Origin of the sequence: Phenylobacterium sp. (assembly GCF_016124325.1) — a bacterium.
GTDB lineage: Bacteria > Pseudomonadota > Alphaproteobacteria > Caulobacterales > Caulobacteraceae > Phenylobacterium.
Map to the genome: position 1 here is coordinate 55415 of NZ_WGNY01000022.1, position 24833 is coordinate 80247.

General features: G+C 71.4%; 22 protein-coding genes. 11 read left to right on the forward strand and 11 right to left on the reverse strand.

Annotation, left to right across the window (positions count from 1 at the left end; translation table 11 throughout):
• Nucleotides 1–253: 253 nt before the first annotated feature.
• The 3 genes from GC203_RS13690 to GC203_RS13700 all read left to right on the forward strand — a co-directional run bounded on the left by GC203_RS13690 (nt 254) and on the right by GC203_RS13700 (nt 1926).
• Entirely contained in the window at nt 254–1078 is an 825-nt protein-coding gene (locus tag GC203_RS13690; RefSeq protein ID WP_293455366.1) for an SPOR domain-containing protein, read from the forward strand.
• A gap of 126 nt (nt 1079–1204) precedes the next feature.
• Nucleotides 1205–1573 (forward strand): hypothetical protein, encoded by a 369-nt coding sequence (locus tag GC203_RS13695; protein ID WP_293455368.1) that lies wholly within the window; start codon nt 1205–1207, stop codon nt 1571–1573.
• A 35-nt stretch (nt 1574–1608) separates the two neighbouring features.
• A complete protein-coding gene (locus GC203_RS13700; protein ID WP_293455370.1) occupies nt 1609–1926 on the forward strand; it encodes a hypothetical protein in 318 nt (105 codons plus the stop codon).
• Nucleotides 1927–1992: 66 nt separating this feature from the next.
• On the opposite strand, the gene GC203_RS13705 is transcribed toward GC203_RS13700, so the two are convergent.
• Nucleotides 1993–4650, reverse strand: a complete 2658-nt coding sequence (locus GC203_RS13705) for a TonB-dependent receptor (RefSeq protein WP_293455372.1) — start codon at nt 4648–4650, stop codon at nt 1993–1995.
• Nucleotides 4651–4941: 291 nt separating this feature from the next.
• Between GC203_RS13705 and GC203_RS13710 the strand changes: the two genes are divergently transcribed.
• Nucleotides 4942–6237 carry a dicarboxylate/amino acid:cation symporter gene (locus GC203_RS13710; RefSeq protein WP_293455374.1) on the forward strand — a complete coding sequence of 432 codons (1296 nt, stop codon included), beginning with the start codon at nt 4942–4944 and terminating at the stop codon, nt 6235–6237.
• Here the strand turns inward: GC203_RS13710 and GC203_RS13715 are convergent.
• Nucleotides 6234–6659, reverse strand: a complete 426-nt coding sequence (locus GC203_RS13715; RefSeq protein WP_293455377.1) for a response regulator — start codon at nt 6657–6659, stop codon at nt 6234–6236. The two genes, GC203_RS13710 and GC203_RS13715, sit on opposite strands and share 4 nt — an antisense overlap.
• Before the next feature lie 527 nt (nt 6660–7186).
• Nucleotides 7187–8620, reverse strand: a complete 1434-nt coding sequence (locus GC203_RS13720; RefSeq protein WP_293455380.1) for an HWE histidine kinase domain-containing protein — start codon at nt 8618–8620, stop codon at nt 7187–7189.
• A gap of 85 nt (nt 8621–8705) precedes the next feature.
• Here GC203_RS13720 and GC203_RS13725 point away from each other — a divergent pair, with 85 nt between their 5' ends.
• Complete coding sequence (locus GC203_RS13725; RefSeq protein ID WP_293455383.1) at nt 8706–9074, forward strand: EthD domain-containing protein; 369 nt, start codon at nt 8706–8708, stop codon at nt 9072–9074.
• Between the two features lie 9 nt (nt 9075–9083).
• Here GC203_RS13725 and GC203_RS13730 read toward each other — a convergent pair whose 3' ends face one another.
• Both GC203_RS13730 and GC203_RS13735 read right to left on the reverse strand, forming a co-directional pair.
• Complete coding sequence (locus GC203_RS13730; RefSeq protein ID WP_293455386.1) at nt 9084–9482, reverse strand: hypothetical protein; 399 nt, start codon at nt 9480–9482, stop codon at nt 9084–9086.
• Between the two features lie 78 nt (nt 9483–9560).
• Entirely contained in the window at nt 9561–11219 is a 1659-nt protein-coding gene (locus GC203_RS13735; RefSeq protein WP_293455389.1) for a M28 family peptidase, read from the reverse strand.
• Nucleotides 11220–11339: 120 nt separating this feature from the next.
• Here GC203_RS13735 and GC203_RS13740 point away from each other — a divergent pair, with 120 nt between their 5' ends.
• Nucleotides 11340–11768 (forward strand): hypothetical protein, encoded by a 429-nt coding sequence (locus GC203_RS13740; protein WP_293455392.1) that lies wholly within the window; start codon nt 11340–11342, stop codon nt 11766–11768.
• 12 nt (nt 11769–11780) lie between these two features.
• A complete protein-coding gene (locus GC203_RS13745; RefSeq protein ID WP_293455395.1) occupies nt 11781–12233 on the forward strand; it encodes a cupin domain-containing protein in 453 nt (150 codons plus the stop codon).
• Nucleotides 12234–12461: 228 nt separating this feature from the next.
• Here the strand turns inward: GC203_RS13745 and GC203_RS13750 are convergent, their stop codons facing one another.
• Entirely contained in the window at nt 12462–13376 is a 915-nt protein-coding gene (locus GC203_RS13750) for a copper resistance protein B (protein WP_293455398.1), read from the reverse strand.
• Nucleotides 13373–15079 carry a copper resistance system multicopper oxidase gene (locus tag GC203_RS13755; RefSeq protein WP_293455401.1) on the reverse strand — a complete coding sequence of 569 codons (1707 nt, stop codon included), beginning with the start codon at nt 15077–15079 and terminating at the stop codon, nt 13373–13375. Before GC203_RS13755 ends, GC203_RS13750 begins: the two co-directional genes overlap by 4 nt.
• A 40-nt stretch (nt 15080–15119) precedes the next feature.
• On the opposite strand from GC203_RS13755, the gene GC203_RS13760 reads away from it, so the two are divergent.
• Complete coding sequence (locus tag GC203_RS13760; protein WP_293455403.1) at nt 15120–15833, forward strand: PepSY domain-containing protein; 714 nt, start codon at nt 15120–15122, stop codon at nt 15831–15833.
• Nucleotides 15834–15838: 5 nt separating this feature from the next.
• On the opposite strand, the gene GC203_RS13765 is transcribed toward GC203_RS13760, so the two are convergent.
• Nucleotides 15839–16114: a metal-sensitive transcriptional regulator gene (locus tag GC203_RS13765; protein ID WP_293455405.1), complete on the reverse strand. Its 276-nt coding sequence runs from the start codon at nt 16112–16114 to the stop codon at nt 15839–15841.
• Nucleotides 16115–16194: 80 nt separating this feature from the next.
• Here GC203_RS13765 and GC203_RS13770 point away from each other — a divergent pair, with 80 nt between their 5' ends.
• Nucleotides 16195–18543, forward strand: a complete 2349-nt coding sequence (locus GC203_RS13770; protein WP_293455407.1) for a heavy metal translocating P-type ATPase — start codon at nt 16195–16197, stop codon at nt 18541–18543.
• On the opposite strand, the gene GC203_RS13775 is transcribed toward GC203_RS13770, so the two are convergent.
• Genes GC203_RS13775 through GC203_RS13785 form a run of 3 tightly spaced genes read right to left on the reverse strand, consistent with a single transcriptional unit; the run spans nt 18540 to nt 21009 of the window.
• Entirely contained in the window at nt 18540–19499 is a 960-nt protein-coding gene (locus GC203_RS13775) for a pepsin/retropepsin-like aspartic protease family protein (protein ID WP_293455409.1), read from the reverse strand. The genes GC203_RS13770 and GC203_RS13775 overlap by 4 nt on opposite strands.
• Nucleotides 19496–20563, reverse strand: a complete 1068-nt coding sequence (locus tag GC203_RS13780; protein ID WP_293455411.1) for a beta-N-acetylglucosaminidase domain-containing protein — start codon at nt 20561–20563, stop codon at nt 19496–19498. The genes GC203_RS13775 and GC203_RS13780 overlap by 4 nt, the downstream gene beginning before the upstream one ends.
• A complete protein-coding gene (locus tag GC203_RS13785; protein ID WP_293455413.1) occupies nt 20560–21009 on the reverse strand; it encodes a DUF4440 domain-containing protein in 450 nt (149 codons plus the stop codon). Before GC203_RS13785 ends, GC203_RS13780 begins: the two co-directional genes overlap by 4 nt.
• Nucleotides 21010–21133: 124 nt before the next feature.
• Here GC203_RS13785 and GC203_RS13790 point away from each other — a divergent pair, with 124 nt between their 5' ends.
• Both GC203_RS13790 and GC203_RS13795 read left to right on the forward strand, forming a co-directional pair.
• A complete protein-coding gene (locus tag GC203_RS13790; RefSeq protein WP_293455415.1) occupies nt 21134–22291 on the forward strand; it encodes a saccharopine dehydrogenase NADP-binding domain-containing protein in 1158 nt (385 codons plus the stop codon).
• A 53-nt stretch (nt 22292–22344) separates the two neighbouring features.
• A complete protein-coding gene (locus tag GC203_RS13795) occupies nt 22345–24831 on the forward strand; it encodes a cation-translocating P-type ATPase (RefSeq protein WP_293455417.1) in 2487 nt (828 codons plus the stop codon).
• The last annotated feature ends 2 nt before the right edge of the window (nt 24832–24833 follow it).

Sequence of the window (24833 nt, forward strand, 5' to 3'; positions counted from 1 at the left end):
AGGAGGGGATCGCACCAGCCGCCATCAATCTCAGCGTGCGGGACTTACTACCAGAATCCGCCGATTCTAGGCTCAGCTTGCGATTGTTCGCTGTCCTCAGTCTTGGGCTTACCCATTTTGGGGGCTTTCGACGTTGCAGGCGGCTCCCGCAGCGAATCATCGGCCACGGTTTTCGGCGGGCGGGGGGCGTCGGGCGCTTGCGCGGGCAGGGGTTCGCGAACAGGGTGCGCCCGCGAGTTGGGGATGAGTGACGATGTATCTGCGTGCTGGATTGGCCGGAGCGGTGGCGGTCTGGCTGGCCCTTGGCGGCCCGTCGGCGGCGCAGGACGCGCCGGAGTTCCCGTCCAGTCTCGAACGCGACCCGCTGCTGCTCTGGCTGCAACGCCAGACCGACATCCCGCCGGACCGGGTGCTGGCGGTGACGCCGCAGGCCCTGACCGCGGTGGTCTCGGTGCTGCCGGCCGGGGCTGACGCGGGACCACGGGTGGTGATCCGCGCCGAGGCGCTGAACGCCCAGTCGTACGAGCGGGCCGGCGCGCTGAGCTGGAGCATGTCCGTCAGCGCCGATTGCGCCGGACGGCGCGTGAAGCTGGGCGAGACCACCGGGTTCGCCGCGCGCAATCTCCTGGGTGGGCGGCGCACCCTGCAGGCGGGCGAGGACTCGTGGCGGATTCCGGGTGCGGGCACCGCGCTGGAGAACGTGTGGCGGGCCGCGTGCGATCCGGCCTTCCACGGCCCGTTCGGGACCGGCCCGCTGCGGATCGCCGCCGCCGATTCCATCGAGGCGGCGCCGGACTCGCCGGCGCCAGCGCCCGCCGCGGCCGCGCCGGCGGCCGGGGGACCGGTCGTGCAGGTGGGCGCGGTGGCGTCCGACGCCGAGGCCCGCGGGCTGCTGAAACGGCTCGCGCCGCAGATCGGCGCGCGCGCCCACTGGGTGGAAACCGCCACGGTGAAGGGTCGGGTCTGGCGCCGCGCGCTGGTGGGCGGGTTCGCCGATGCGGCCGACGCGACGCAGTTCTGCGCTCGGGTGAAAGCCGCCGGCGGAGCGTGTTTCGTGCGCCCCGGCAGCCCCGGCTGATCCCCGCCGAAACGGCGCCCGACCATAGCGCAGTTAGAAGTTGTGCGGCGTTTGGCCACGAGATGGCCTCAGCCTGCCAGTTGACTCCCCGCTCGAGGCGCGGCGTGAATGGCGGCGAGGGCGAGTATGATTACAGCATTGAAGCAGGCCCTGACGAGTCCGCTGACCGGCCCGATCGCGACGACGGTGGCCGTGATGCTGGCTGTCGTCCTCGGCGTACGGCTCAGCGACTGGGAGGCTCGGCGGCAGGGCTACGAAGCCCGAATTGCAGAGCTTACAGAGGCTTCCGAGCGGAAGCAGGAGTCGCTCAAGACCGAGCTGGCCTCGTGCCGGGCCGTCGAAGCCGCGCGCCAGGAGATGACCGCGGCCTATGCGGACAAGGCGCGCACGCCGGAAGGCGCACGCCGGCTCCTGGAGCAGCAACCCGAGGGCATCGACGCCTGCGCCCGCATGGAGAGCGCCGACCAGGCGGTGCTGTCGAACCTCAAGAAATGACGGCGCGGGGCTCCTATCCTCTACTTTTGGCTGTAGTGGCGAGCCTGGCTCTCGGCGGCTGCGAGACGCTGTTCCATCGCAAGGCGCCGCCGGGCCCGACGCCGCCGCCGGTGATCGAGCCCAAGCCGCCGAAGGTGGTTGCGCCGCCGAAGGCGCCGCCGCCTGCGCCGCCGGCGCCGCCCAAGAGCTGCGTGCCCAAGACGCTGGGGCCGCCGCCACGCTATCCGGACACCGACGCCGCGCTCCGCGCCGCGCCGGGCGCGGCCGACCGCTACCAGCTCCTGGCCGCCGGCCGGATCCTGCGCGAGAAGCGCCTGGACGAGCTGGAACGCGCGATCGCGGCCTGCCGCTGATCCCTCTCAAACGAAAACGCCCCGGCCATGCGGCCGGGGCGCTCGCAACCGAACCCGAAGGATCGGTCAGAAGCGGTACTGGAACTCGACGCCGTAGGTCCGCGGCGGCGTGATCGGGTAGGTGGAGACCAGGCCCGAGACGCCGTTGACGTCTGTGAGGGCCACCGGCAGGAAGCCCGACCGGGAGTAGGCGCGGCGGGTCGCCGAGGCGCCGCCGTCGTAGCCGATCGTGTCGAACACGTTCTTCACGTAGCCGATGATCGTGTACTTGTTGTCGATGTCCTTCCAGGTCAGGCGCAGGTCCACCTGATCCCAGGCTGGCGACTTGTTGTAGCCGCGCGAGAACAGCGACCCGTACTGGGTGTCGCGCCAGATGTAGGTGGCCGAGGCGCTGAGGGACCCCATGTCGAAGTCCCAGGTGTAGAGGCCGTTCAGAGCCACCTTGTGCCGCGGGCTGTTGGGCAGGCGGTTGCCCTTCAGGTCCTGCGGCCGCTGGAGCATGCCCGTGAAGACGTCGCACAGCGCCTGGCCCGACACGCAGGGCGTCAGGTTGGTGAGGGGCGTGGCCGACTGGTTCAGCGCGGTCGGATCGTCGGGGTCGACGATGCCGGACAGCCGCTTGATCTCGGTGTGGAGGTAGGAATAGGTCGCGGTGATCCGCAGGTTGTCGATCGGCGACCAGATGCCTTCGAACTCCAGGCCGTAGTTTTCGGCCTTCGGCACGTTCACGAACCGCGATTCCGAGACAGCCAGGGCGCCCGAGGTGTTGGCCACCGTGAGCGGCGCCTGGAGGTTCTTATACTCCAGCAGGAAGAGCGCGACGTTCGTCTGCAGGCGGCTCCAGTTCTTCTTGATGCCGACCTCGAAGTTGTCGCCGTGCTCGGCGTCCGTGTAGGGGAAGGCGCCCAGGGTGGTGTCGATGCCGACCCGGAAGCCGCCCGCCTTATAGCCGCGGCTGTAGCGGCCATAGAGCATGGTGTTGCTGTCGGGCTCCCACTGCAGGCCCGCGGTGCCGGTCCAGGCGTCCCACGAGGCGTCGTAGTGGCGGGTGTAGAAGCCCAGGGCGTCCTTGGTCGCCGGGCCGGTGGTGCCTTCCGGCGTCCCCGGAGCGACCAGCGCGCCGGTGATGTCGACGGCCGGGGTGAAGGAGCCCAGGCCCTCCGGCAGGGCGCCGCCGAGGCAGGCGGCGATGGCGAAGCAAACGATGCGAGCCGATTCGTCGCCGTACTTGTGGTCGTGCGAGTAGCGCAGGCCGATCGTGGTCTTCCAGTTCTGCGCGAACTCCCAGTCGATCTGGCCGAAGGCGGCGTAGCTGCGATCGGCGAGCTGGGGCCGGTTGTCGAAGACACGGCGGTTCGGGTTCAGCGGCCCGCCGACCGGGGTCTCGAGCTGAACCTGATCGGGCAGGTAGGTGTAGACCGGCTGCTTGTAGGATTCGTGGTAGTAATAGGCGCCGGCCAGCCACTGGAACGGGCCGTCGTCGGTGGACGCGAGGTTCAGCTCGTGGCTGAACCAGTGCTTATCCTCGCGATAGACCGAGATGTAGTTGGGGTAGACGGTCAGCGGCTGGCAGCCCGGCACCACGACGCAGGGCGTGGCCCCAGCGCTGATGAACACCGGGGGAACCGGGATCGTGTAGGAGTGGACCGCCGTGCCGTCGAGGTCGGACGTCAGGGTGTAGCGATAGGTGGTGCCACCGCCGATATAGCGCAGGTCCCACCCTTCTCCGTGCCATGCCCACTGGGTGGCGAAGATGATGGTGCGGTCGAGCTTCACGGTCTGGGCGGTGTCGGCGGCGATCTTGCGCGCGTTGTCGGCCGACGGATTGCTCGTCACGCCGAAGGCGTCGACGCCGGTCACGCGGCCCGAGTAGGCGTAGTCGCCGGTCAGGTTCAGCGTGCCGAACTCGTTCATGCTGTTGTAGTCGCCGCGGCGCCAGGTGGCGCGCGCGCCGGGACCGCCGGAGCCGTTGTCCCACTTGGAGAGCGCGACCTTGAACCAGCCGTCGAGGTGCTCGCCGAAGTTCATGTCGAGCTGGAATTCGACGTACTTGGTGTCGATCACACCGCCTTCAGACGGCATGCCGGGCACCACGTTGTCGTAGTAGCCCTTGCGCTGCTTGTCCCAGTTGGCGCCGAGGCGGAAGCGCAGGCCTTCGGTGATCGGACCGGAGACGGCGCCCTCGATCGTCGAGTGGTCGTAGTTGGAATAGGAGCCCCGGACCTCGGCGTAGAAGTCATGGGTGGGGCGCTTGGAGATGACGTTGATCGCGCCGCCGATCGAGTTGCGCCCGTAGAGGGTGCCCTGCGGCCCGCGCAGGATCTCGACCCGGTCGGTGAAGATCGGGGTCTTGCCCGCCTCGACGGTGGAGGAGGTGTAGACGCCGTCGGAATAGGTGGCCACGCCCGGGTCGGCGGCCTGCACGTTCGACAGACGGCCCACGCCGCGCAGGCTGATGCGGTCCAGCTGGCTGGAGTACTGCAGGCCCGGCGTGAAGTTGGTCATGTCCTGGATGGTGTTGATGCCAAGCAGGTCGCGGTTCTCGGAGGTGAACGCGGAGATGGCCACCGGCACGTCCTGAAGCGACTGCTCGCGCTTCTCGGCGGTGACGACCAGTTCTGCGATGGTGCTGACGCTGCCCGACGATTGCTGCGCGTGAGCCGCGCCCGAAACGGCGGCGGCCGCGCAGGCGCAAGACAGCAGTATGCTCTTCCTGGATAGCATTTGGACGATTCCCCAAGCCCGTAATAGCAGCGCGCCTTATTGGCGCTTGAATTCGAATGTCCGGCATGCGTCCCCGAACGTCAACATCCCAAGCACACAAGGCCCTGCCAAATCCTAAATCTGTAGAATTGAGGACACGGTCAGAGAACGCGTTCGCCGATCGGCGATCGCGAGGGGCGGGCGGGGCGCCCGGCGACCTGATGTGACGCCAGGGCTAAGCCGGCGATGTTTCAGTTATGTGTCCCGCGCGCGGCGCGCGCTAGGTTCGCACATCGATCAAGGGGAGGCGGCGTGGCGCGAATCAGAACAGCGGCGGAGGCGCCGGAGCGCCGACCGCTGTGGACGCATCTCTATTTCCAGGTCCTGGCCGCGATCGTCCTGGGGGCGGTGATCGGTCATGTCTGGCCGGCGACCGGCGAGGCCCTCAAGCCGCTGGGCGACGCCTTCATCAAGCTGGTGAAGATGATCATCGCCCCGGTGATCTTCCTTACCGTCGTGACCGGGATCGCGGGCATGCGCGACCTCGGCAAGGTCGGCGGCACGGCGCTGAGGGCGTTCGGCTATTTCATCGTGGTCTCGAGCTTCGCGCTCGTGGTGGGGCTGATCGTGGCCAATGTGCTGCAGCCGGGAGCCGGGCTGCACGTGGATCCGGCCAGCCTCGACGAGGCGGCGGTGAAGGGCTACGCGGCCAAGTCGCACGACCTGACCGTGGTCGGCTTCCTGATGGACATCATTCCCACCTCGGTGGTGGGCGCGTTCGTCGACGGCAACATCCTGCAGGTGCTGTTCTTCTCGATCCCGTTCGGCGTGGCCCTGGCGATGGTGGGCGAACGCGGCGCGCCGGCCCTGGCGGTCCTGAACGCGACGGCCGAGGCGTTCTTCCGGCTCGTGGCGATCTTCATGCGGGCCGCGCCGATCGGAGCGTTCGGCGCCTTCGCCTTCACGGTCGGCAAGTACGGAATCGCCTCCATCGCCAGCCTGGCGACGCTGGTGGCGACCTTCTACGGCACGTCGGCGCTGTTCGTGCTGGGGGTGCTGGGCGCCATCGCCGCGCTGAACGGGTTCTCGATCCTGAAGCTCATCCGCTACCTGCGCGCCGAGCTGCTGCTGGTGCTGGGCACGAGTTCGTCGGAGGCGGCGCTGCCCAGCCTGATGGAGAAGCTGGAGCACGCCGGGGCGGCCAAGTCGGTCGTCGGGCTGGTGGTGCCGACCGGCTACAGCTTCAACCTCGACGGCACCAACATCTACATGACGCTGGCCTCGCTCTTCATCGCCCAGGCGCTGGGCATCCACCTGTCGCTGCCGGAACAGCTGCTGTTGCTGGGCGTGGCGATGCTGAGCTCCAAGGGCGCGGCGGGCGTGACCGGCGCGGGATTCATCACCCTGGCGGCGACGCTGCAGGTGGTCCCCAGCGTGCCGGTGGCGGGCATGGCCCTGATCCTCGGCGTCGACCGATTCATGAGCGAGTGCCGGGCGCTGACCAACTTCATCGGCAACGCGGTGGCGACGCTGGTGGTGTCGCGGTGGGAAGGCCAGCTGGACCGCGAAAGGCTGGCCGCGGCCCTGAACGGCGAGGCGCAGGACTAGCCGGCGCGCCGCTGGGCCTCGGGCGCCTGTTCCGCGCAGCGGCGGATCGAGGCCATGAGGCTGGAGACCAGGATCGGCTTCGACATGAAGTCGTTGAAGCCCAGCGCCAGGTACTCGGCAGGGCGGCGCGAATAGACGTCGGCCGTGAGCGCGATCACGGGAATGGTGCGCTGGGGGCCGGTGCTCTCGCGCAGGCGCTTGATCACGTCGAGGCCGGTCATGCCGGGCATGTGGATGTCGAGCAGGACCACGTCGAAGGGCTCGACCTCGAGCCGCTCCAGCGCCTCGGCACCGCTGCACGCCATCACCGCCTGGTGCCCGAAGGCGCCCAGGATCTCCTGCACGACGCGCAGGTTCATCGGATCGTCGTCGACGTGCAGGACCTTCAGCGGCCTGCCGACATCGCCCGGGTTCTGCGACACGGGACTGGCTCCGGTGGTCGGCGCGCGGAATGCGCCCGACTGAGCCGCACTCTGGCGAGGGGGATTTTAAGGTAACGCTGACAAGCGTGCTGAATCGCCGTTAACCGCGGAGGATTTCAGCCGTTCAACTCAAGAAATCCCGACACTACGGCCACGATCGCGGCCTCGCGGAGCAAGGTCGCGCCAGGGTTGTAGAGATATGAGGTTAAGGCCTCCAGGCTGAACCGCGATCTGCTTTGCGCGGTTCAGAATAGACCCGCGACCGCCGCGATCAGTCCAATAGTCGAGGCGGCGAGAGCTACGGTCTCGGTGAGTTTCGACCAGCGAATGGCGTAGCGGACACGCATGACAATCTCCGGATGGGGCTCGCCACCCGGACACCCGCCCTCAATGGGGGGAGTTCTTGGGGGACAGGCGGCCGACGCGGTGTTGCGGGGCGAGACGGCCAGTCCGGATGGCGAGAACTCGGAATCCAGTTCTTGTGTGTTTAGTATTTACTGTATTCCGGCCTGTCAACAGGCTCGGCGTCAGTCCGGGGCGGGCGGGCGCGCGCCGAGGGACGCGGTGATGCGGCAGACGACGCCGCCCGGGTCGAAGTCCAGCTCGACCGTCCCGCCGAGCTCGGCGGGGAGGCCCTGGGTGAGCAGCCGGACACCGAAGCCGCCGTGGTCGGGCGCGGCCGTCGGCGGGCCGCCGCTCTCGCGCCATTCCAGATCCAGGCGGTCGCCGGACGCCGACCAGCCGATCCGCACCACGCCGCTCTCGCCGGACAGCGCGCCGTGCTTGAGGGCGTTGGTGGCCAGTTCGTGCAGGGCCATCGCCAGGCCCAGCGCCGTGCGCGCGGGCAGGCGGACCTGCGGCCCCTCGATGACGACCCGGTCCTGCCCGAGCGAGAACGGCGCCAGCGCGCCGGCGACGATCTCGCGAAGGGCGGCGCCCTCCCAGTTCTCGCGGGTCAGCACGTCGTGGGCGGCCGACAGCGCCACGAGGCGGGCGGTGAACTGCTCGATCGTCTGCTCGGCCGAGCGGCCGCCGCGCAGGGTCTGCCGCGCGATCGACTGCACCGCTGCCAGGGTGTTCTTCACCCGGTGGTTCAGCTCGTTGATCAGCAGCTTGCGGCGATCCTCGGCGCGTTTGCGCTCGTCGATGTCGATGGCGGCGCTGAGGGTCTTGGCGATGCGGCCGTCGGGGGTGCGCTCGAAGGCGACGGCGCGGTCGAGCAGCCAGCGATAGCCGCCATCGCGCCGGCGGATGCGCAACTCGAACTCGCTCACATAGCCGTCGGGATGGGCGGCCAGATCGCGCAGGCGCTCCGTCACCTTGGGCAGGTCGTCGGGATGGATCAGGGACATGCTCAGCTTGCGGCCGCCGGCGACCATGTCCTCGGTGCTGAAGCCGTAGACCTCCTCGGTGCGCCCGGCCGCCCAGACCGGAGACCCGGCCTCGAAGTCGAAGATGTAGATGACGCTGGGATTGATCGCGTTGATGTGGGCCAGCCGGGCCTCGTTCTCGCGGATGGCGCGGTCGACCGCGTTGGTGTCGGTGACGTCGAGCAGCGTGAGGATCGCGCCGTTGGCCGGTTCACCGCGCGGCTCGACCGAGACGTGGACCTCGCGCGTCTCGCCGCTGGCGTCGGCCACGCGGAGATCCAGCGCGGATTTCCGGCCCGCCAGGGCGTCGGCGACAGGCGTCTCCAGCGCCCGATAGAGCGTCGGGATGAGCGTCTCGGCCACCGGAAGGCCCATCGTCGGCGGATCGCGCAGCCAGGGTGCGATGGTCTGGTTGGAGAACTCGGCGCGCCCTTCGCTGCTGATCGTCATGACGCCCCAGGGCGCGTTGTTGACCATTCGGAAGAGGCTGGCGCGGTCGATGACCGGCTTGGCGGCCAGCTGGGACTCAAGGTCGGCCACCCGGGCGGCCAGGCGCGCGTTCTCGGCCTTCAGATCCTGGATATCGGACATGGCTCCCGGCCAGCGGCTGCGCGCGCGAAGGTAGCGTGACCGTCGTTTCGTGGCGAGGATAGGTTGATCCCGGAGGTCGCCCCCAATGATCAAGCTGACATTCTGCCTCGTTCGCCTGCCGCACCTGACCCGCGAGGCGTTCCAGGCCTACTGGTTCGATAGGCACGGCCCGCTGGTGGCCAGCGTGGCGGCCGAGCTCGGCATCCGCCGCTACGTGCAGTGCCACAGCCTGCCGCCGGAGGTCCACGCGGGCCTGCGGGCCAGCCGCGAGGCCCCGCCGGAGTTCGACGGGGTGGCCGAGCTGTGGTTCGACAGCCTGGAGGCGGTGCTGGAAAACGGCCGCCGGCCTGAGGCCCAGGCGGCGGGCCAGCTGCTGCTGGAGGACGAACGGAAATTCATCGACCTGCCGCGCTCGCCCCTCTGGTGGGGCGAGGAGCGGGTGGTGGTGGGCTAGACCCGAAATCTAGCAGGGATAGCGGCGCTCGATCGTCACGCGGCGCTGGATGTAGGGATCCCAGACCCGTTCGCGCGTGGTGCAGACCCGCGGGCGGCGGGGCTCGTAGTAGCCGCCGTAGTAGCTGTCGTAGCGGGGGTCGTAGGAATAGCCGCCGTAGTAGCCGCGGCTGGAGTAGCTGTCGCGCCGGTCGCGCCGGTCGTGATCGCCGCCGGAGAGCGCCGCGCCGATGGCCAGGCCCGCGATGCCCGCGACCACGGCCGCGGCGGCCACGTCGCCCTTGTCGCTGTGGTGACGCCGATAGTCGTGGCGGTAGCGGTAGGAATCGGCCGCGGCGGGCGTGGCCGTCGCGGCCACCGCGCCGGCGGCGGTGAGGGCGGCGAGCGTCGTGGCCAGGAACTTGCGCATGATCGTCTCCTTGTCGCCGCCCAGTTCAACGCCTGGCCGCTGAACCGCGCCTGAACGGCCTCGTCAGGGAGCGGGCGATCAGCGGCGCTGGGCGGCGCTCCCGGCGCGGATGGCCTTGAACTCGGAGTCGGCGTTCCAGTCGGGCCAGCGCTCGGAGTTCGCCAGGGCCTTGCCGGCCTCGAAGGCGAGCTGGGCGTCGGCCGCGGCCCCGCGATAGTCCTGGTCGGCCGACCAGCGGTCGCAGGGCTGGTGGTAGCAGTGGGCGGTGTAGGCTTCGACCCAGGCGTCGCCGGCCGTCCGGCCGCCCTGAACGAGGTCGGCGCCGCCGCCCAGGCCCATGAAGAGCAGGGTGGGCACCCCGCGCTTGGCCAGCGAGAAGTGGTCGGCCCGGTAGAAGAGCGCGCGGTCGGGCTTGGGGTCGGGGGTGATCGTGCGGTCGTGGGCGGCGGCCACGGCGGCCAGACCGCGTTCGAGCTGGTTCTGGCCCGCGCCCACCAGGACCATGTCGTGCGCCGGCCCGGCGGTCTGGAGGACGTCGAAGGTGTAGCTGCCGGCCATCTTCGCGAGCGTATCGCCGGCGTGTTCGGCCCAGTACTCGCTGCCCAGCAGGCCGCGCTCCTCGCCCGTCCAGGCGGCGAAGAGGATGGTGCGTTCGGGCGGCGGGCCGGCCTTGAAGGCCCGCGCGGTCTCGATCACGGCGGCGACGCCGACCGCGTCGTCGACGGCCCCGGCGCGGATGGTGGCGCCGGTGGCGTCGGGCGGGCCGAGGCCATAGGCGTCCCAGTGGGCGCCGTAGAGGATGGTCTCGTCGGGCCGCTTGGCGCCGGGCAGTGCGGCCAGGACGTTGTGGCTGACCAGCTTGGTGAAGCTGTTGCGATAGGCCGCGGAGAAGGTTGCGCCTTTCAGCTCCACGGGGCGGAAGGCGGCGGTGCGGGCCCGGGCCTTCTCGGCCTCGAAGTCGAGCCCGCACTCGCGGAACAGCTCGACGGCGAGGTCGCGCTGGATCCAGCCCTGGAGCAGCAGGCGCGCCTTGGCCGGATCGTCGCGCACGACGTCGTAGCTCTCGCCGCCGCCGGCGATGACGGTGCTCCAGCCGTAAGCGGCGCCGGCGGTCTCGTGGACGATGAGCACGCCCAGCGCGCCGCGGCGCACGGCCTCCTCGTACTTGTAGACCCAGCGCGCGTAGAAGGTGGCCGCCTTGCCGCCGAACTTGCCGGCCACCGGATCGCCGGGCTGGGCCTCGAAGTCGGGGTCGTTGATCAGGACCAGCGCGATCTTGCCCTTGAGGTCGTAGCCCTTGAAGTCGTCCCAGCCGCGTTCCGGGGCGGTGACCCCGTAGCCCACGAACACCAGCGGCGCGTCGGTGATGGAGACTTGCGGGACCGGCCGCTGGGTCTCTATCCTGAGGTCGGCGGGTTCGTGCAGGACCTTGGACCGGCCGTTCACGGTCAGGGCGTAGGCGCCGCCGGGCTCGGTCTGGAACCGATAGAGCGGGACCTCCTCGGTCCAGCCGCCGTGGTCGCCGGCCGGGGTCAGGCCCAGCGCCTGGAACTGGCCGACGATGAAGTCGATGGTCTTCTGCTCCCCGGGGCCGCCCGGCGCGCGGCCGGCGTAGGGGTCGGAGGCCAGCTCGCGGGTGATGTCGGACAGCCGCTGGGGCGAGATGTCCTGGGCCGCGGCGGAGGTGGCGAGGGCGGCCAGCACGGCCGCGGCGAGGGTGAGGATCGGACGCAACATCCCCGATGTATAATCGTTGCGTCGGCCCCGGCGCCACCTCGCGGCAGGCTTTGCGTTCCCAAGTATGCGGTTGCGACGGCCGGCCCGAAGGGCGACAAGCGGTGTGCGAAGAGAGGGAACATGAGCGGTTCGACGGACAAGCTGTTGGCCGCGGCCGAACGGGCCGGGCGCAATCCGGTCCCGCTTGCGCTGCTCGGCCTTGGCGCGGCGTGGGTGGTCTTCGACCAGATCCAGCGCAATTCGAGCGGCGTGAAGCCGGCCGGATATTTCGACATATACGAGGGCTACGACCCGAACGAGGACGCCCAGGGCCGCCTGGCGACTCGGCTGGCGACGGCGAAGGCGAAGATCGCGGGCGCCGTGGACCAGGCCAGGGCCGGGGCCTCCAGCCTGGCGCGCTCGGTGCGCGCGGCCGGCTTCCGCACCTCGGTGCGCCGCCGCCTGGGCGCGCCGGTCGAGGCCGAGGCGCTGGCCGCCGGCCTGGTAGGCTTCGCCATCGGGCTGGCGATCGGCTTCGGACTCGGGGCGCGGAGCCGCGCCGAGGACTAGGGGAACGGCCGGATGCCGAAGGTCGATCTCCATGCGGTTCCGGAACGCAAGGGGACCGGCTATCCGCCGGAGTTCAACGGACCCTGCGCCGAACGTATCCGGCAGCGGCTGGGCGACGCCGGCGGGCTGGCCGACTTCGGGGTCAACCTCATGCGCCTGCCGCCCGGAAACTGGTCGAGCCAGCGCCACTGGCACAGCCATGAGGACGAGTTCGTCTATGTGTTGGAAGGCGAACTGACGCTGGTCGAGGACGGTGGCGAGACGGTGCTGCGGGCCGGCGACTGCGCGGCTTTCCCGAAGAACACCGGCGACGGCCACCACCTGATCAACCGCGGCGACGCGACGGCGGTCTATCTGGAAGTGGGCTCGCGCCAGCCCGACGACGTCACCGTCTGCTCCGACATCGACATGATGAGCGCCAACGCCGACGGCCGGTTCACCCGCAAGGACGGGACGCCGTACTAGGGCAGGGACTCAATTCGGCGATTCTCGCCGTCATCGCCCGGCTTGTCCGGGCGACCTATGAACACGGACATCGGTCAGTTTGGCGGCGGCGATGCGGCGTTCCGGCTTGCACGCCCGGTGTTCATGGGTGGCCCGGACGAGCCGGGCCATGACGATTTGTAATATTTTCAAACCGTTGCGCGGGTCTTCGGCGTGGCGCTCGGGACGAGCGGTGTTGGGGGGGAGGCCCTAGAACCAGGCCCTGAGCCCCACCACGAAGCGGGTCTGCTCGACGCCGCGCCCGGCGGCGCGGGCGAAGTCGGCGGTGTCGCCGAAGCTGCGCTCCCAGTTGATCCCGACATAGGGCGCGAACTCGGGCTGGATCGCGTAGCGCAGCCGCAGGCCCAGTTCGAGATCGGACAGGCCCGAGCCCACGCCGGTCGCCGGAACGTCCTGGGCCGCCAGGTTGGCCTCGGCGCGCGGCTCCAGGATCAGCCGTTGCGTCAGGCGCAGGTCGTACGAACCCTCCAGGCGCGCCAGCAGGTCGCCCTTGTCGGACAGGAAGGCCGTCGCCTCGACGTCGAACCAGTAGGGCGCGACGCCTTCGATCCCGAGCGCGGCGTAGGTGCGGCGGGGGCGCGGCTGGAAGTCCTGGCGGACGCCGGCGACGACCTCGAAGTTCGGGCCGATCGCGTGGCTGTAGAGCGCCTGGATCTCGGCCTTCTCCAGATCGCCGCGTTCGCCTTCGCCCTCGGTCTTGAGCTGGAAGCGGTCGATGTCGCCGCCGAAGGACGCGCGGCCGCGCCAGCGGTAGCCGTCGCCCGAGGGCCGGTATTCGGCGGTCTCGATCATCACCCGCGACCAGGAGATGTCGCCGTGCTCGCGGCGCAGGGTCTCGCGCGCGGCGGCCATGTCGGCGGCCGGGAAGATGGCGTCGGCGGCGTGATCGGTCGGGACCGGCGGCGGGGACGTGTCGGTCGCGGCGGGCGCGACCGGGGCCATGTGGTGATGGGCGTGCGGGTCCATCGCCGGCGTCTCGGGAGGCGGCGCGCTCTGGGCGGGCGGCATATGGTGGCCCGCGTGCGGGTCGGGTGGCGCATCGGCGGTCTGGGCGGCGGCGGACGTCGCGAACGCGGCGGCGGCCAGGGCGGCGAGCGTTCTCATGCGGCCTCGCCGGGCAGGGGACGGACGGTCACCACGCGGAACATGCCGGCGTGCATGTGCAGCAGCATGTGGCAGTGGAAGGCCCAGTCGCCGGGCGCATCGGCGGTGAGGTCGAAGGTGGCGCGGCCGCCCGGCATGACGTTGACCGTGTGCTTGCGCGGCAGGCGGCCGTCGTGGCCGTTGACCAGCTCGAAGAAGTGGCCGTGCAGGTGGATCGGGTGGTTCATCATGGTGTCGTTGACGAGCGTGACGCGCACCCGCTCGTTCAGGCGGAAGGGGATCGGCTCGGCGCGGTCGCTGTATTTCACCCCGTCGAACGACCACATGAACCGCTCCATGTTGCCGGTCAGGTGGACCTCGAGGGATCGCGACGGCGGCCGTGGATCGGGGTTGGGCCGTAGCGCCACGAGATCGGTGTAGACCAGCACCCGACCGGGCGCCTCGGCGAGGCCCGTGCCACGCTCGCCGGTGCGGTCGACGGGCATGGGGGCGATCATCTGCACGCCGGGGCCCAGCTTCACCTGCGGCGCATTGGCCGGGTTGAGCATCGACATGTCCATCTGCATGTCGCCGTGCCCGCTCATGTCCATGCCCATGTCGCGCATGGTCAGGACGGGCCGGGGGCGTAGCGGCGGGACCTCGGCCGACATGCCGGGGCGCGGAGCCAGGGTGGCGCGGGCGCGGCCCGAACCGTCGGCGGCCTCGGCGATCAGGCTGTAGGCGCGGTCGTCGCGCGGGGTGACGACGACGTCGAAGGTCTCGGCGTTGGCGATCTGGAACTCGTCGACCTCGATGGGCTGGACGTCCTGGCCGTCGGCCTGGACGACCGTCATCGGCAGGCCCGGGATGCGGACATTGAAGATCGTCATGGCGCCGGCGTTGACGAACCGCAGGCGCACGCGCTCGCCGGGGCGGAACAGGCCGGTCCAGTTGTCGGCGGGGCCGTGGCCGTTGGCGAGGTAGCTATAGGTCGCGCCGCCGACGTCGAGGATGTCGGTGGGGTCCATGCGCATGCGGGCCCATTCCATCCGCTCGGCCAGCGGCTGGTCCTGGCCGGCCAGCAGGCCCGCGACGGTCTGCTTCTGTCGGTTGAAATAGCCGGACTGCTGCTTGAGCTTCTCGATCAGCTTGTGGGGATGCATGAAGCTGTAGTCCGACAGCACGACCACGTGCTCGCGGTCGCAGGCGACCGGATCGTCGCCGGCCGGGTCGATGATGAGCGGCGCGTAGTGGCCCACCAGCTCCTGCAGGCCCGAGTGGCTGTGGAACCAGTAGGTTCCGGCGTGGGTGGGGGTGAACTCGTAGACGAAGGTCTCGCCGGGCTTGATCCCCGGGAAGCTGAGGCCGGGCACGCCGTCCATCTGGAAGGGCACCAGCACGCCGTGCCAGTGGATCGAGGTGTCCTCGTCCAGGTGGTTGGTGACGGCGATCCGGACCTTGCGGCCCTCCTTCAGGCGGATCAGGGGGCCGGGAACCGAGCCGTTGATCGCCACAGCGTGGCCGGCGCGGCCGTCGACGCTGAGCGGCGCGTGGCCGATGGCGAGCGCGATTTCGTCGCCGGAGAGGGCGGCGGGCGCGGTCGCGCCGGGGGCCTGGGCGCGGGCCCAGGCAGGCAGGAGGGCCGAGAGGGCCCCGCCGCCGCCGAGCGCCGCGGCGGCGCGCAGGAGATGGCGACGGTCGAGTGCATTTGCGCTAGGGCGCATTGTGGAAGGTCCTGGAGTCGAGAAGGGCCGGGGAGGGCGGATGCTTCGCTGGGCGACGCAGATTCACAAGTGGCTGGGGCTGGTCGTGGGCCTGCAGGTGCTGGGCTGGGTCCTGGGCGGGGTGGTGATGACCGCCATTCCGATCGAGCGGGTGCGCAGCGAGAACCACATCGCGCGGTTCCAGCCGGCGGCGCTGCCCGGCGAGGGGGTGATCGACTACCGCGCCGCCGCGGCGGCGATGGGCGTGACGCCCGTGGAGGCCACGCTGAAGTCGACCCTGCGCGGCCCGCTCTGGATGCTGAAGGACGCCGAAGGGGCGACCCATGTGGTCGACGCGCGGACCGGCGGCCACGTCGCGCCGCTGCCCGAGTCCGAGGTGCGCCTGCTGGCGGGGACGCAGTACGAGGGGCGCGGCCGACCCGTGGCGGTGCGCTGGTTCGACGAGGCCCCGCAGGAGGCCAGCCGCCCTGGGCCGCTGTGGCGCGTGGACTTCGACGACGCCGAGCGCACCAGCTTCTACCTCTCGCCCGATACCGGCGAGGTGGTGAGCCGGCGGTCCAACGTCTGGCGGCTCTACGACGCCTTCTGGCGCATCCACATCCTGGATTTCCGCACCGGCGACGACTTCAACCACCCGCTGATCGTGGGCGCGGCGCTGGTCGCGCTGATCATGACCGTGGCGGGCCTGGTGCTGCTGTGGATCCGCCTGGCGCGCGACCTCAAGGGCCTGCGGGCGCGCCGGCGGGCGGCCTGAGGGCGTCATCGGGCGGTCCGCTCCAGGAGCTGGATCAGCTCGGCGGCCTTGGTGCGCTGCTCGTCCTTGTCGCCGCTGACGATCGCGCCCTCGATGCAGTGGCCGAGGTGGTCGCGGAGGATCTCGGTCTCGACCTTGGCGAGGGCGGCGCGGACGGCCTGGATCTGGGTGATCACGTCGATGCAGTAGCGGTCGTCCTCGACCATGCGCGAGATGCCGCGCACCTGCCCTTCGATGCGGCTCAGGCGGTTCACCAGGCGGGGTTTGGTCTCGTGGTTCATGAGGCCTCCTTGGCAGGCGTCTTTTATACCCTGCCGGGGTAATTGCAACATGCCCCATGGGGGTATATGTGTCGGGCGCCATGACCGATCACGCACACCACCATCACCGGCATCATCACGACCCCGACGCTCCGAAGGCCGAAGGGGCGCTCGATCCCGTCTGCGGCATGACCGTGGACCCGGCGAAGACGCCGCATCACGCCGAGCACGAGGGACGGACGTTCCACTTCTGCGGCGCCGGCTGCCGCACGAAGTTCATGGCCGATCCGGCGAAGTACCTGGCGGGCGAGAAGCCGGCCGAACCCGAGGCGCCTCCGGGGACCATCTACACCTGCCCCATGCACCCGGAGGTGCGGCAGGTGGGGCCGGGAAGCTGCCCGATCTGCGGCATGGCGCTGGAGCCGGAGCTGGTGACGGCCGACGCCGGGCCGAACCCCGAGCTGGCCGACATGAGCCGGCGGTTCTGGGTCGGGCTGGCGCTGGCGGCGCCGGTCGTGGCCCTGGAGATGGGCGGCCATCTCGTGGACCTGCACCACCTCATCTCGCCGCAGGCGTCGAACTGGGTGCAGCTGGTGCTGGCGAGCCCGGTGGTGCTGTGGGCCGGCTGGCCGTTCTTCGAGCGGGGCGCGCGCTCGCTGGTGAGCCGCAACCTCAACATGTTCACCCTGATCGCCATGGGCGTGGGCGTGGCCTGGGTCTACAGCCTGGCGGCGACCCTGCTCCCGCAGGCGTTCCCGCCCGCCTTCCGCCGGGCGGACGGCAGCGTGCCGATCTATTTCGAGGCCTCGGCGACCATCACGGTGCTGGTGCTGCTGGGCCAGGTGCTGGAACTGCGCGCCCGCGAGCAGACCTCGGGGGCGATCCGCGCGCTGATGGACCTCGCGCCCAAGACGGCGCGGCGGGTGCGGGACGACGGCGCGGACGAGGAGGTCGGCCTCGACCAGGTGCGGGCCGGCGACCGGCTGCGGGTGCGGCCCGGAGAGAAGATCCCGGTGGACGGCGAGGTGGCCGAGGGCCGCGCCTCGATCGACGAGTCCATGATCACCGGGGAGTCCATGCCGGTGACCCGCGAGGCGGGCGACAAGGTGGTGGGCGGCGCGATCAACCGCACGGGCTCGTTCGTGATGCGCGCCGAGAAGGTGGGCGCCGAGACCCTGCTGTCGCAGATCGTGCAGATGGTGGCCCAGGCCCAGCGCAGCCGCGCGCCGATCCAGCGGCTGGCCGACCGGGTCTCGGGCTGGTTCGTGCCCACGGTGATCGGCGTGGCCGCCCTGGCCTTCGCCGGCTGGGCGCTGTTCGGGCCCGAGCCCCGGCTGGTGTTCGCCCTGGTGGCGGCGGTCTCGGTGTTGATCATCGCGTGTCCCTGCGCCCTGGGCCTGGCGACGCCGATCTCGGTCATGGTGGGCGTGGGCCGCGGCGCGCACGCGGGCGTGCTGATCAAGAACGCCGAGGCGCTGGAGCGCTTCGAGACCATCGACACCCTGGTGGTCGACAAGACCGGCACCCTGACCGAGGGCCGCCCCGCGGTGACGGCCGTGCGTCCGGCCGGCGGCCTCGACGAGGCCGACGCGCTCAGGCTGGCGGCCAGCCTGGAGCGGGGCAGCGAGCATCCGCTGGCCGACGCCATCGTGCGCGCCGCGCACGAGCGCGGGCTGACGCTGGCCGAGCCGAAGGACTTCGACTCCCCCGTCGGGCGCGGCGTGAAGGGGACGGTGGACGGCCGGCGCGTGGCGCTGGGCTCGCAGCGGTTCCTGGCGGACGAGGGCGTCGACGTCGCCGCGCTGGCCGACGAGGCCGAGAGCCTGCGGACCGAAGGCGCGACCGCGATCTTCATGGCGGTGGACGGGACGGCTTCGGCGGTGTTCGCCATCGCCGACCCGGTGAAAGCGACGACGGCGGAGGCGGTGCGGGCGCTGCGCGACGACGGCGTGCGGCTGGTGATGATGACCGGCGACAACCGCACCACGGCCGAGGCGGTGGCCCGCCGGCTGGGCCTGGACGAGGTGGAGGCCGAGGTGCTGCCGCAGGACAAGGCCGCCGTGGTCGAGCGCCTGCGCGGCGAGGGCCGCAAGGTGGCGATGGCGGGCGACGGGGTGAACGACGCCCCGGCGCTGGCCGCGGCCGATATCGGCATCGCCATGGGCGCGGGCGCCGACGTGGCCATCGAGAGCGCGGGCGTGACGCTGCTGTCGGGCGACCTGCAGGGGCTGGTGAAGGCCCGGCGGCTGTCGCGGGCGGTGATGCGCAATATCCGCCAGAACCTGTTCTTCGCCTTCGTCTACAACGCCGCCGGCGTGCCGATCGCCGCCGGCGTGCTCTATCCGGCGCTGGGCCTGCTGCTGTCGCCGCAGATCGCGGCGGCGGCCATGGCGATGTCTTCGGTGAGCGTGATCGGCAACGCCCTGCGGCTGCGGGCCGTGAAGCTCTAGGCGGGGGCGGGCGTCACCATCAGCGACGGCGGCGTGAGCACGAGCCGGCGGCCCGCGAGGTCGAGGGCCATGCGGAAGCGGCCGAGCAGGCCCGTGCCGAGCAGGCCTGAAGGCGCCGGCGCGTTGGCCGCAGGCGCATAGACCTGCACCGCCACGTCGCGCAGCGCCACGCCACCCACTTGGAGCGAGCCGGCGACGACCATGCGGTCGACGCTGAGGCCGCCAAGACTGACGGAATGGGCGCGGGTGACGCGCCGGCCGGGCGCGAGCAGGCCCGCGTCCTTCGCGGCGGCCTCGGACAGGGCCAGGACGCCGGTGGCGCCGGTGTCCACCAGCACCTCGATGGGGGCGGCGGCCTCCACGCGGACCGTCGCGGTGGGCGCGCCGCCGCGCAGGCTCAGCGGAACGACATGGGCGTCGAGCGCCGGCTGGAAGCCGCCCGACGCTAGGAAGCGCGCGCGGCCGCGGGGGAAGTCGGCCTCCAGCACCAGGCGGCTCAGCACGTCTCGGCCGATCAGGATCTGGAAGTCGCGGCCGGTGGCGAAGGCGATGTCGGAGAGCGGCAGGGCGGCGGCGCGAAGGCGCGGGATCTCCAGCCCCGGCAGGGCGAGGCCCAGGCGGACGGTGTGCGTGAGGCTGGGCCCACCGCTGACGCCGTAGGCGATCAACGGGGCGGCCAGGGTGCGGGGCAGGCCCAGGCGATCGGCGAGGTCGCGGTCGATGGCCGAGAACTGGGCGCCGGAATCGACGGCGGCGCGCAGCGGGACGCCGTTCACGGTCACGGGAATCTCGATCAGGCCGCCGCGGGCGGGGAGCTGCTGCCAGGGGGTGTCGCGGCCGTTGGCGAAGCGCACCTCCAGCGGCGGCCACGGCAGGCGGTCGCGCACCAGCCACAGGCCGCCGGCGGCGGCGCCCACGGCGGCGGCGCGGAAGAGGAAAGCGCGGCGCGAGGTCACTGGGTCTGCAGCTCGTCGGCTCCAATGGCGTAAACGCCGTCCAGCCAGGCCACGATCTCGCGCGCGGCGGGATGATCGAAGGCGGCGAAGCGGGCGCGCAGACGCGTCTTGGTCCCGTCTTCCAGTCCGTCGAGTCCGGCGTCCTCCAACGACAGCAGCGCACGCTCGACGGCCCCGGCGAGGTCGGCGCCCAGCACCGTCTCGGCGGCGCGGCGGAAGGCGGCGCCGTATTCGTACGCGTCGCCGGCCGCATAGCTCTCGGCCAGGGTCAGGCAGGGGATCAGTGACAGGACGGGCTGGGAGGCGGTGTTGACCCCGTGGGCGGCGATCTCGGCCCCGATCGCGGCCGGGCGGCCGGTGAAGGCGCGCAGGTGCAGGTGGCGGCTCATGCGCGGGCCATCGTTGACGGGGTAGTTGTCCCACAGGAACGGCTTGCGGCGCATCTGGCCGGCGACGCGGGCGAGGTGGCCGGGGGAGAAGGCGCGCGCGCAGACCTCCTCGCCGGTCCACATGAGTTCGATCGCGGGGTCGAGGCGCTCGCCCAGGGACTCCAGGTAGCCCGGCGGGCGCTGGCCGAAGACACGATCGAGAACGGGGTCGTCGGTATAGTAGCTGGGACAGACGATCAGACGTCCGGCCGCCGACCGATCGGCGATCCAGTCGACGATCTCGACCTGGCGGGCGGCGAGGTCGGGCAGGTCGCCCTTCATGTCGTCGAAGAAGATCCCCAGGTCGTCGAGGCCCAGGCCGTGGAGTTGGTCGAGCTTGGCCGCGAGGGCGTCCTTGGCCGGGCCGTCGAAGCCGAGGAACAGTTCATAGGGGCTGAGGCCCACGCCGAAGCGGACGCCCGCGGCGCGGCAGTGCGCGGCGAAGGCGCCCAGCCGCTCCAGCTCGGCGTCGGGATAGGGGTCGCGCCAGCGGCGGCGCAGGAAGCCGTCCGCCTTCGGCGCGTAGAGGTAGAAGCCGTAGCCGGCCGGGGCGAGGGCCGCGACCATGTCGGCGCGCTCGGCCCAGTCGTACGGGCGACCGAAGAAGCCCTCGATGATGCCGAGCTGCGGAGTCACTCGGCGGGTTTAGCCGCCGGCAGGTCGCTGTTGAAGATGTCGTGGAAGGCTTTCCACTCGCCGCCCACCTTCTTCCAGACCACGACGTACTTGCCGTGATCCTGCGGGGCGCCGGCCATGTCGAGCACATAGGTCCCGCGGTCGATGGCGATCTCGCCCGACTTGGCGACGGTGACCTGCTCGGCCTTGAGCACCAGCTTCATGCCGGGCGCGCCCAGAAGCGCGGTCCAGACGGCCCGGATTCCCGGCCCCTCGGCGCGCGGGCTGTTGGGCGGCATCAGGCTGGCGTCGTCGGCGTAGATGGCGACGACGCCGTCCACGTCGTGGGCGGCGAGCACGTCGTTCCAGTGGGCGTCGCGATCGATGATGGCCTGTTGGTCCGGTGTCGCCGCGGCGGCGGTCGTCGCACAGGCGGCCAGGGCCGCGCCGATGATCCAGTTGCGCATCTGAAGTCCTCCCCCTTGTCGTCCGTCGTCCAATGACGCTAGGCCCCGATGCTCGCGGCGTCATCGGGCGCTATTGCGATAACGATGTAAATTCGTAAGGTCGCGACGAAGCAGGAGGACCCCCATGAACCCCAACGCCGAGTTCGACCTCATCGTCTATGGCGCCAGCGGCTACACGGGCCGGCTGGTGGCCGAGCATCTGGCCAGGACCTACGGCGTGGACGGCGAGGTGAGATGGGCCATGGCCGGCCGCTCGGCCGACAAGCTGGCCCAGGTGCGCGACGAGATCGGCGCGCCCAAGGACACGCCGCTGGTGGTGGCCGACGCCGCCGATCCGGCCTCGCTGAAGGCCATGGTGGGCCGCGCCAAGGCGATCATCACCACCGTGGGGCCGTACCAGCTCTACGGCTCGGAGCTGGTGGCCGCCTGCGCCGCCGCCGGGACCGACTATCTCGACCTGTGCGGCGAGCCGAACTGGATGCGCAAGATGATCGAGGCGCACGAGGCGGCGGCCAAGGCGTCGGGCGCGCGGATCCTGTTCTCCTGCGGGTTCGATTCGATCCCCTTCGAGCTGGGCGTCTACTTCTGCGAGGAGGCGGCCAAGGCCAAGCTCGGCGGGCCCGTCGCGCGGGTGAAGGGCCGGGTGCGCGACATGCGGGGCGGCCTCTCGGGCGGCACCGCGGCCAGCGGGGCGGCGACCATGGCGGCGATCCAGAAGGACCCGTCGCTGCTGGCCATCATGATGAGCCCGTTCGGCCTGACCCCGGGCTTCGAGGGGCCGGCCCAGCCGGCCGGGAACCAGCCCGAGGAGGACCCCGACGTCGGCCCCGTGGCGCCGTTCATGATGGCGGTTATCAACACCAAGAACGTCCACCGCTCGAACCTGCTGATGGGCCACCCCTACGGCAAGGACTTCGTCTACGACGAGATGGTGATGGGCGCGCCGGGCGCGGGCGGCCCCGGTTTCACCGACCTGGGCAGCCTGCCCGGCGGCGGGCCGAAGCCGGGCGAGGGGCCGACCAAGGAGGAGCGGGAGGCCGGCTACTACGACGTGCTGTTCATCGGCGTCGCCGCCGACGGCCGCCAGGTGCGGGTGTCGGTGAAGGGCGACAAGGATCCGGGCTATGGCTCCACGTCGAAGATGCTGGCCGAGACGGGAATCTGCCTGGTGCGCAGCCCCGGCGTGGCCGGCGGGATCTGGACCCCCGGCGCGGCGCTGCAGGGCGCCCTGGTGGACCGGCTTCAGGGCCACGCCGGCCTGACGTTCGCCGTCGAAAGCTGAGGCGACCGAGCTAAATCAAAGGCGGACGGCGCCGGGTGCGATAGCCTCGCGCCATGGATGTCGAGACGCCTCCTGAGACGCCCCGCGGACTGACCGAGGCGGAGGCCGCCCGGCGGCTGGCCCAGTATGGGCCCAACCGGCTGTCGGAAGCCCGGTTGCGGTCCACATGGCGGATCGTGCTCGACGCCCTGCGCGAGCCGATGTTCATGCTGCTGTTCGCCGCAGTGGGGGTCTATCTGCTGCTGGGCGACCTGGCGGAGTCGGCGTTCCTGTTCGCCTCGGCCCTGGCCACGACGGGGCTGGTGGTCGTGCAGGAGACCCGCAGTGAACGGGCCCTTTCGGCGCTGCGGGCGCTGGCGGAGCCCACGGCGCGGGTGATCCGCGAGGGCGTCGAGCGGCGCGTCCCCGCGGCCGAGGTCGTGCCGGGCGACCTGGTGCTGGTGGGCGAGGGGCTGCGCGCGCCGGCCGACGCCACGCTGTTGGCCGGGGACGTCCTGACCGTCGACGAGTCCGTGTTGACGGGCGAATCGGCGCCGGTGCTGAAGGCGGCGGGCGGCAGCGGCGATTCCAGCGTGTTCGCCGGAACCCTGGTGGTGCGCGGCCAGGGCGTCGCCGAGGTGACCCAGACCGGGCGTGGCACGCGGATCGGCGCGATCGGCGTCAGCCTGGCGACGCTGTCGCAGGAGCCCACGCCGTTGCAGCGGTCCACGCGGCGGGTGGTTCGCGACCTGGGCGTCGCCGCCATCGTGCTGGCATGCGGCGTCGTGCTGATCCACGGGCTGGCGCGCGGCGACTGGATGGCGGGGGCGCTGGCGGGCCTGACCATCGGCATCGCGCTGATCCCCGAGGAATTTCCCATGGCGCTGGCGGTCTACACCGCGCTCGGCGGCCGTCGCCTGGCGCGGGCGCAGGTGCTGGCGCGGCGCACGGCGGCCATCGAGGCCCTGGGCGCCATCAGCGTGCTGTGCGTGGACAAGACCGGCACGCTCACGCGCAATCACATGGCCGTTGCGGCGCTCTGGCGCGACGGGAAGGCCTGGAGGCCAGCCGACGGGTCGGTCGCCGGCGACATGGCCGGCCTGCTGGCCACGGCGGTCAGGGCCTCGGCCGTCCACGACCTCGACCCGATGGACCGGGCGCTGCACGAGGCGGCGGGCGATGGCCTGACCCCGCCGGGCGCGCCCCTTCGTTCGTCGCCGCTGCGCCCCGACCGGCTGGCCGTGGTGCAGGCCTGGGCCGACGGCGACGGCGGCCTCGATGTCGCCGCCAAGGGCGCCCCCGAAGCGATCCTGGCGCTGTGCCGCGCCGAGGCGGCCGAACGCGCGGCGGTCGAGCGCGCCGTGTCGGACCTCGCCGAACAAGGCCTGCGGGTGCTGGCGGTGGCGCGGGCGCGCTGCGCCGCCGACCACGGCCGCGAGCCGGGCGAGGAGACCTTCGAATTCCTGGGGCTGACCGCCTTCGAGGACCCGGTGCGCGACGACGTGCCCCCCGCGGTGGCCGCCGCCCGCGCCGCCGGCATCGCCGTGACCATGATCACCGGCGACTATCCGCAGACCGCGCTGGCCATCGCCCGGCAGGCGGGGCTGGACGTCTCGGGCGGGGTGCTGACCGGGGCGGCGCTGGCGGAGATGGACGAGGCGGCGGTGCGCGAGGCGGCCGCCCGGGTCCGGGTGTTCGCCCGCATGACGCCGGACCAGAAGCTGCGGCTGGTGGGCGCGCTGAAGGCCAACGGCGAGCGCGTGGGCATGTTCGGCGACGGGGTGAACGACGCCCCGGCCCTGGAGGCGGCGCACGTCGGCGTGGCCATGGGCCTGCGCGGCGCCGACGTGGCGCGCGAGGCCGCCGACCTCGTGCTGCTGGATGACCGCTTCGCCTCAATCGTGGGCGGCGTGGCCGAAGGTCGACGCATCTACGCCAACCTGCAGACGGCGCTGACCTATCTGGTGGTCGCCCACATACCGATCGCGGGCCTGGCCCTGCTGCCGCCCCTGTTCGGGGTCAGCGCCGTGCTCTTCCCGTTGCAGGTGGTGCTGCTGGAGCTGGTGATCGACCCGATGTGCGCCATGGTGTTCGAGGGCCGCCCCGCCGCGGCGGAAGCCATGCGGCGGCCGCCGCGCCGCGCGGAGGATCCGCTGTTCGGCCCCAGGCGGCTGACGGTGGCGATGGCGCAGGGGGTAGCGCTGCTGGCGGTGGTGTTCGGCGCCTACCTGCTGCTGCTCGGCGTGGCGTCGGAGGGGCAGGCGCGGGCGGCGAGCCTGGTCTGCCTCGTCAGCGCCAATCTCGCCATGGCCGGCGTGCTGGCCACGGTCCACGGGGCCTGGGACACGCGCGAGCGCGGAGCCTTCGCGGTGATCGTCGCCCTTGCGGTCGCGACGCTCGCGGCGGCTGTCTACACGCCGTGGCTGGCCCGCCTCTTCCAGTTCGAGCCGCCCGCGCCGGGCGTCCTCGCGCTGGTGGCCGGGGCGGGCGTGATCGCGGGCCTGGCGACCGCTTTCGCCGCCAAGATCCCGGTCGGCGGCCGGGCGCGCGGCGTCGCCTGAGC

Bases quoted from the DNA above. Each gene is read 5' to 3' on its own strand.
- GC203_RS13750 (WP_293455398.1), bottom strand. From the start codon at position 13,376: ATGAGAACGCTCGCCGCCCTGGCCGCCGCCGCGTTCGCGACGTCCGCC.
- GC203_RS13735 (WP_293455389.1), bottom strand. From the start codon at position 11,219: ATGTTGCGTCCGATCCTCACCCTCGCCGCGGCCGTGCTGGCCGCCCTC.
- GC203_RS13790 (WP_293455415.1), top strand. From the start codon at position 21,134: ATGAACCCCAACGCCGAGTTCGACCTCATCGTCTATGGCGCCAGCGGC.
- GC203_RS13740 (WP_293455392.1), top strand. From the start codon at position 11,340: ATGAGCGGTTCGACGGACAAGCTGTTGGCCGCGGCCGAACGGGCCGGG.
- GC203_RS13785 (WP_293455413.1), bottom strand. From the start codon at position 21,009: ATGCGCAACTGGATCATCGGCGCGGCCCTGGCCGCCTGTGCGACGACC.
- GC203_RS13745 (WP_293455395.1), top strand. From the start codon at position 11,781: ATGCCGAAGGTCGATCTCCATGCGGTTCCGGAACGCAAGGGGACCGGC.
- GC203_RS13755 (WP_293455401.1), bottom strand. From the start codon at position 15,079: ATGCGCCCTAGCGCAAATGCACTCGACCGTCGCCATCTCCTGCGCGCC.
- GC203_RS13720 (WP_293455380.1), bottom strand. From the start codon at position 8,620: ATGTCCGATATCCAGGATCTGAAGGCCGAGAACGCGCGCCTGGCCGCC.
- GC203_RS13765 (WP_293455405.1), bottom strand. From the start codon at position 16,114: ATGAACCACGAGACCAAACCCCGCCTGGTGAACCGCCTGAGCCGCATC.
- GC203_RS13730 (WP_293455386.1), bottom strand. From the start codon at position 9,482: ATGCGCAAGTTCCTGGCCACGACGCTCGCCGCCCTCACCGCCGCCGGC.
- GC203_RS13760 (WP_293455403.1), top strand. From the start codon at position 15,120: ATGCTTCGCTGGGCGACGCAGATTCACAAGTGGCTGGGGCTGGTCGTG.
- GC203_RS13770 (WP_293455407.1), top strand. From the start codon at position 16,195: ATGACCGATCACGCACACCACCATCACCGGCATCATCACGACCCCGAC.
- GC203_RS13695 (WP_293455368.1), top strand. From the start codon at position 1,205: ATGATTACAGCATTGAAGCAGGCCCTGACGAGTCCGCTGACCGGCCCG.
- GC203_RS13795 (WP_293455417.1), top strand. From the start codon at position 22,345: ATGGATGTCGAGACGCCTCCTGAGACGCCCCGCGGACTGACCGAGGCG.
- GC203_RS13690 (WP_293455366.1), top strand. From the start codon at position 254: ATGTATCTGCGTGCTGGATTGGCCGGAGCGGTGGCGGTCTGGCTGGCC.
- GC203_RS13705 (WP_293455372.1), bottom strand. From the start codon at position 4,650: ATGCTATCCAGGAAGAGCATACTGCTGTCTTGCGCCTGCGCGGCCGCC.
- GC203_RS13725 (WP_293455383.1), top strand. From the start codon at position 8,706: ATGATCAAGCTGACATTCTGCCTCGTTCGCCTGCCGCACCTGACCCGC.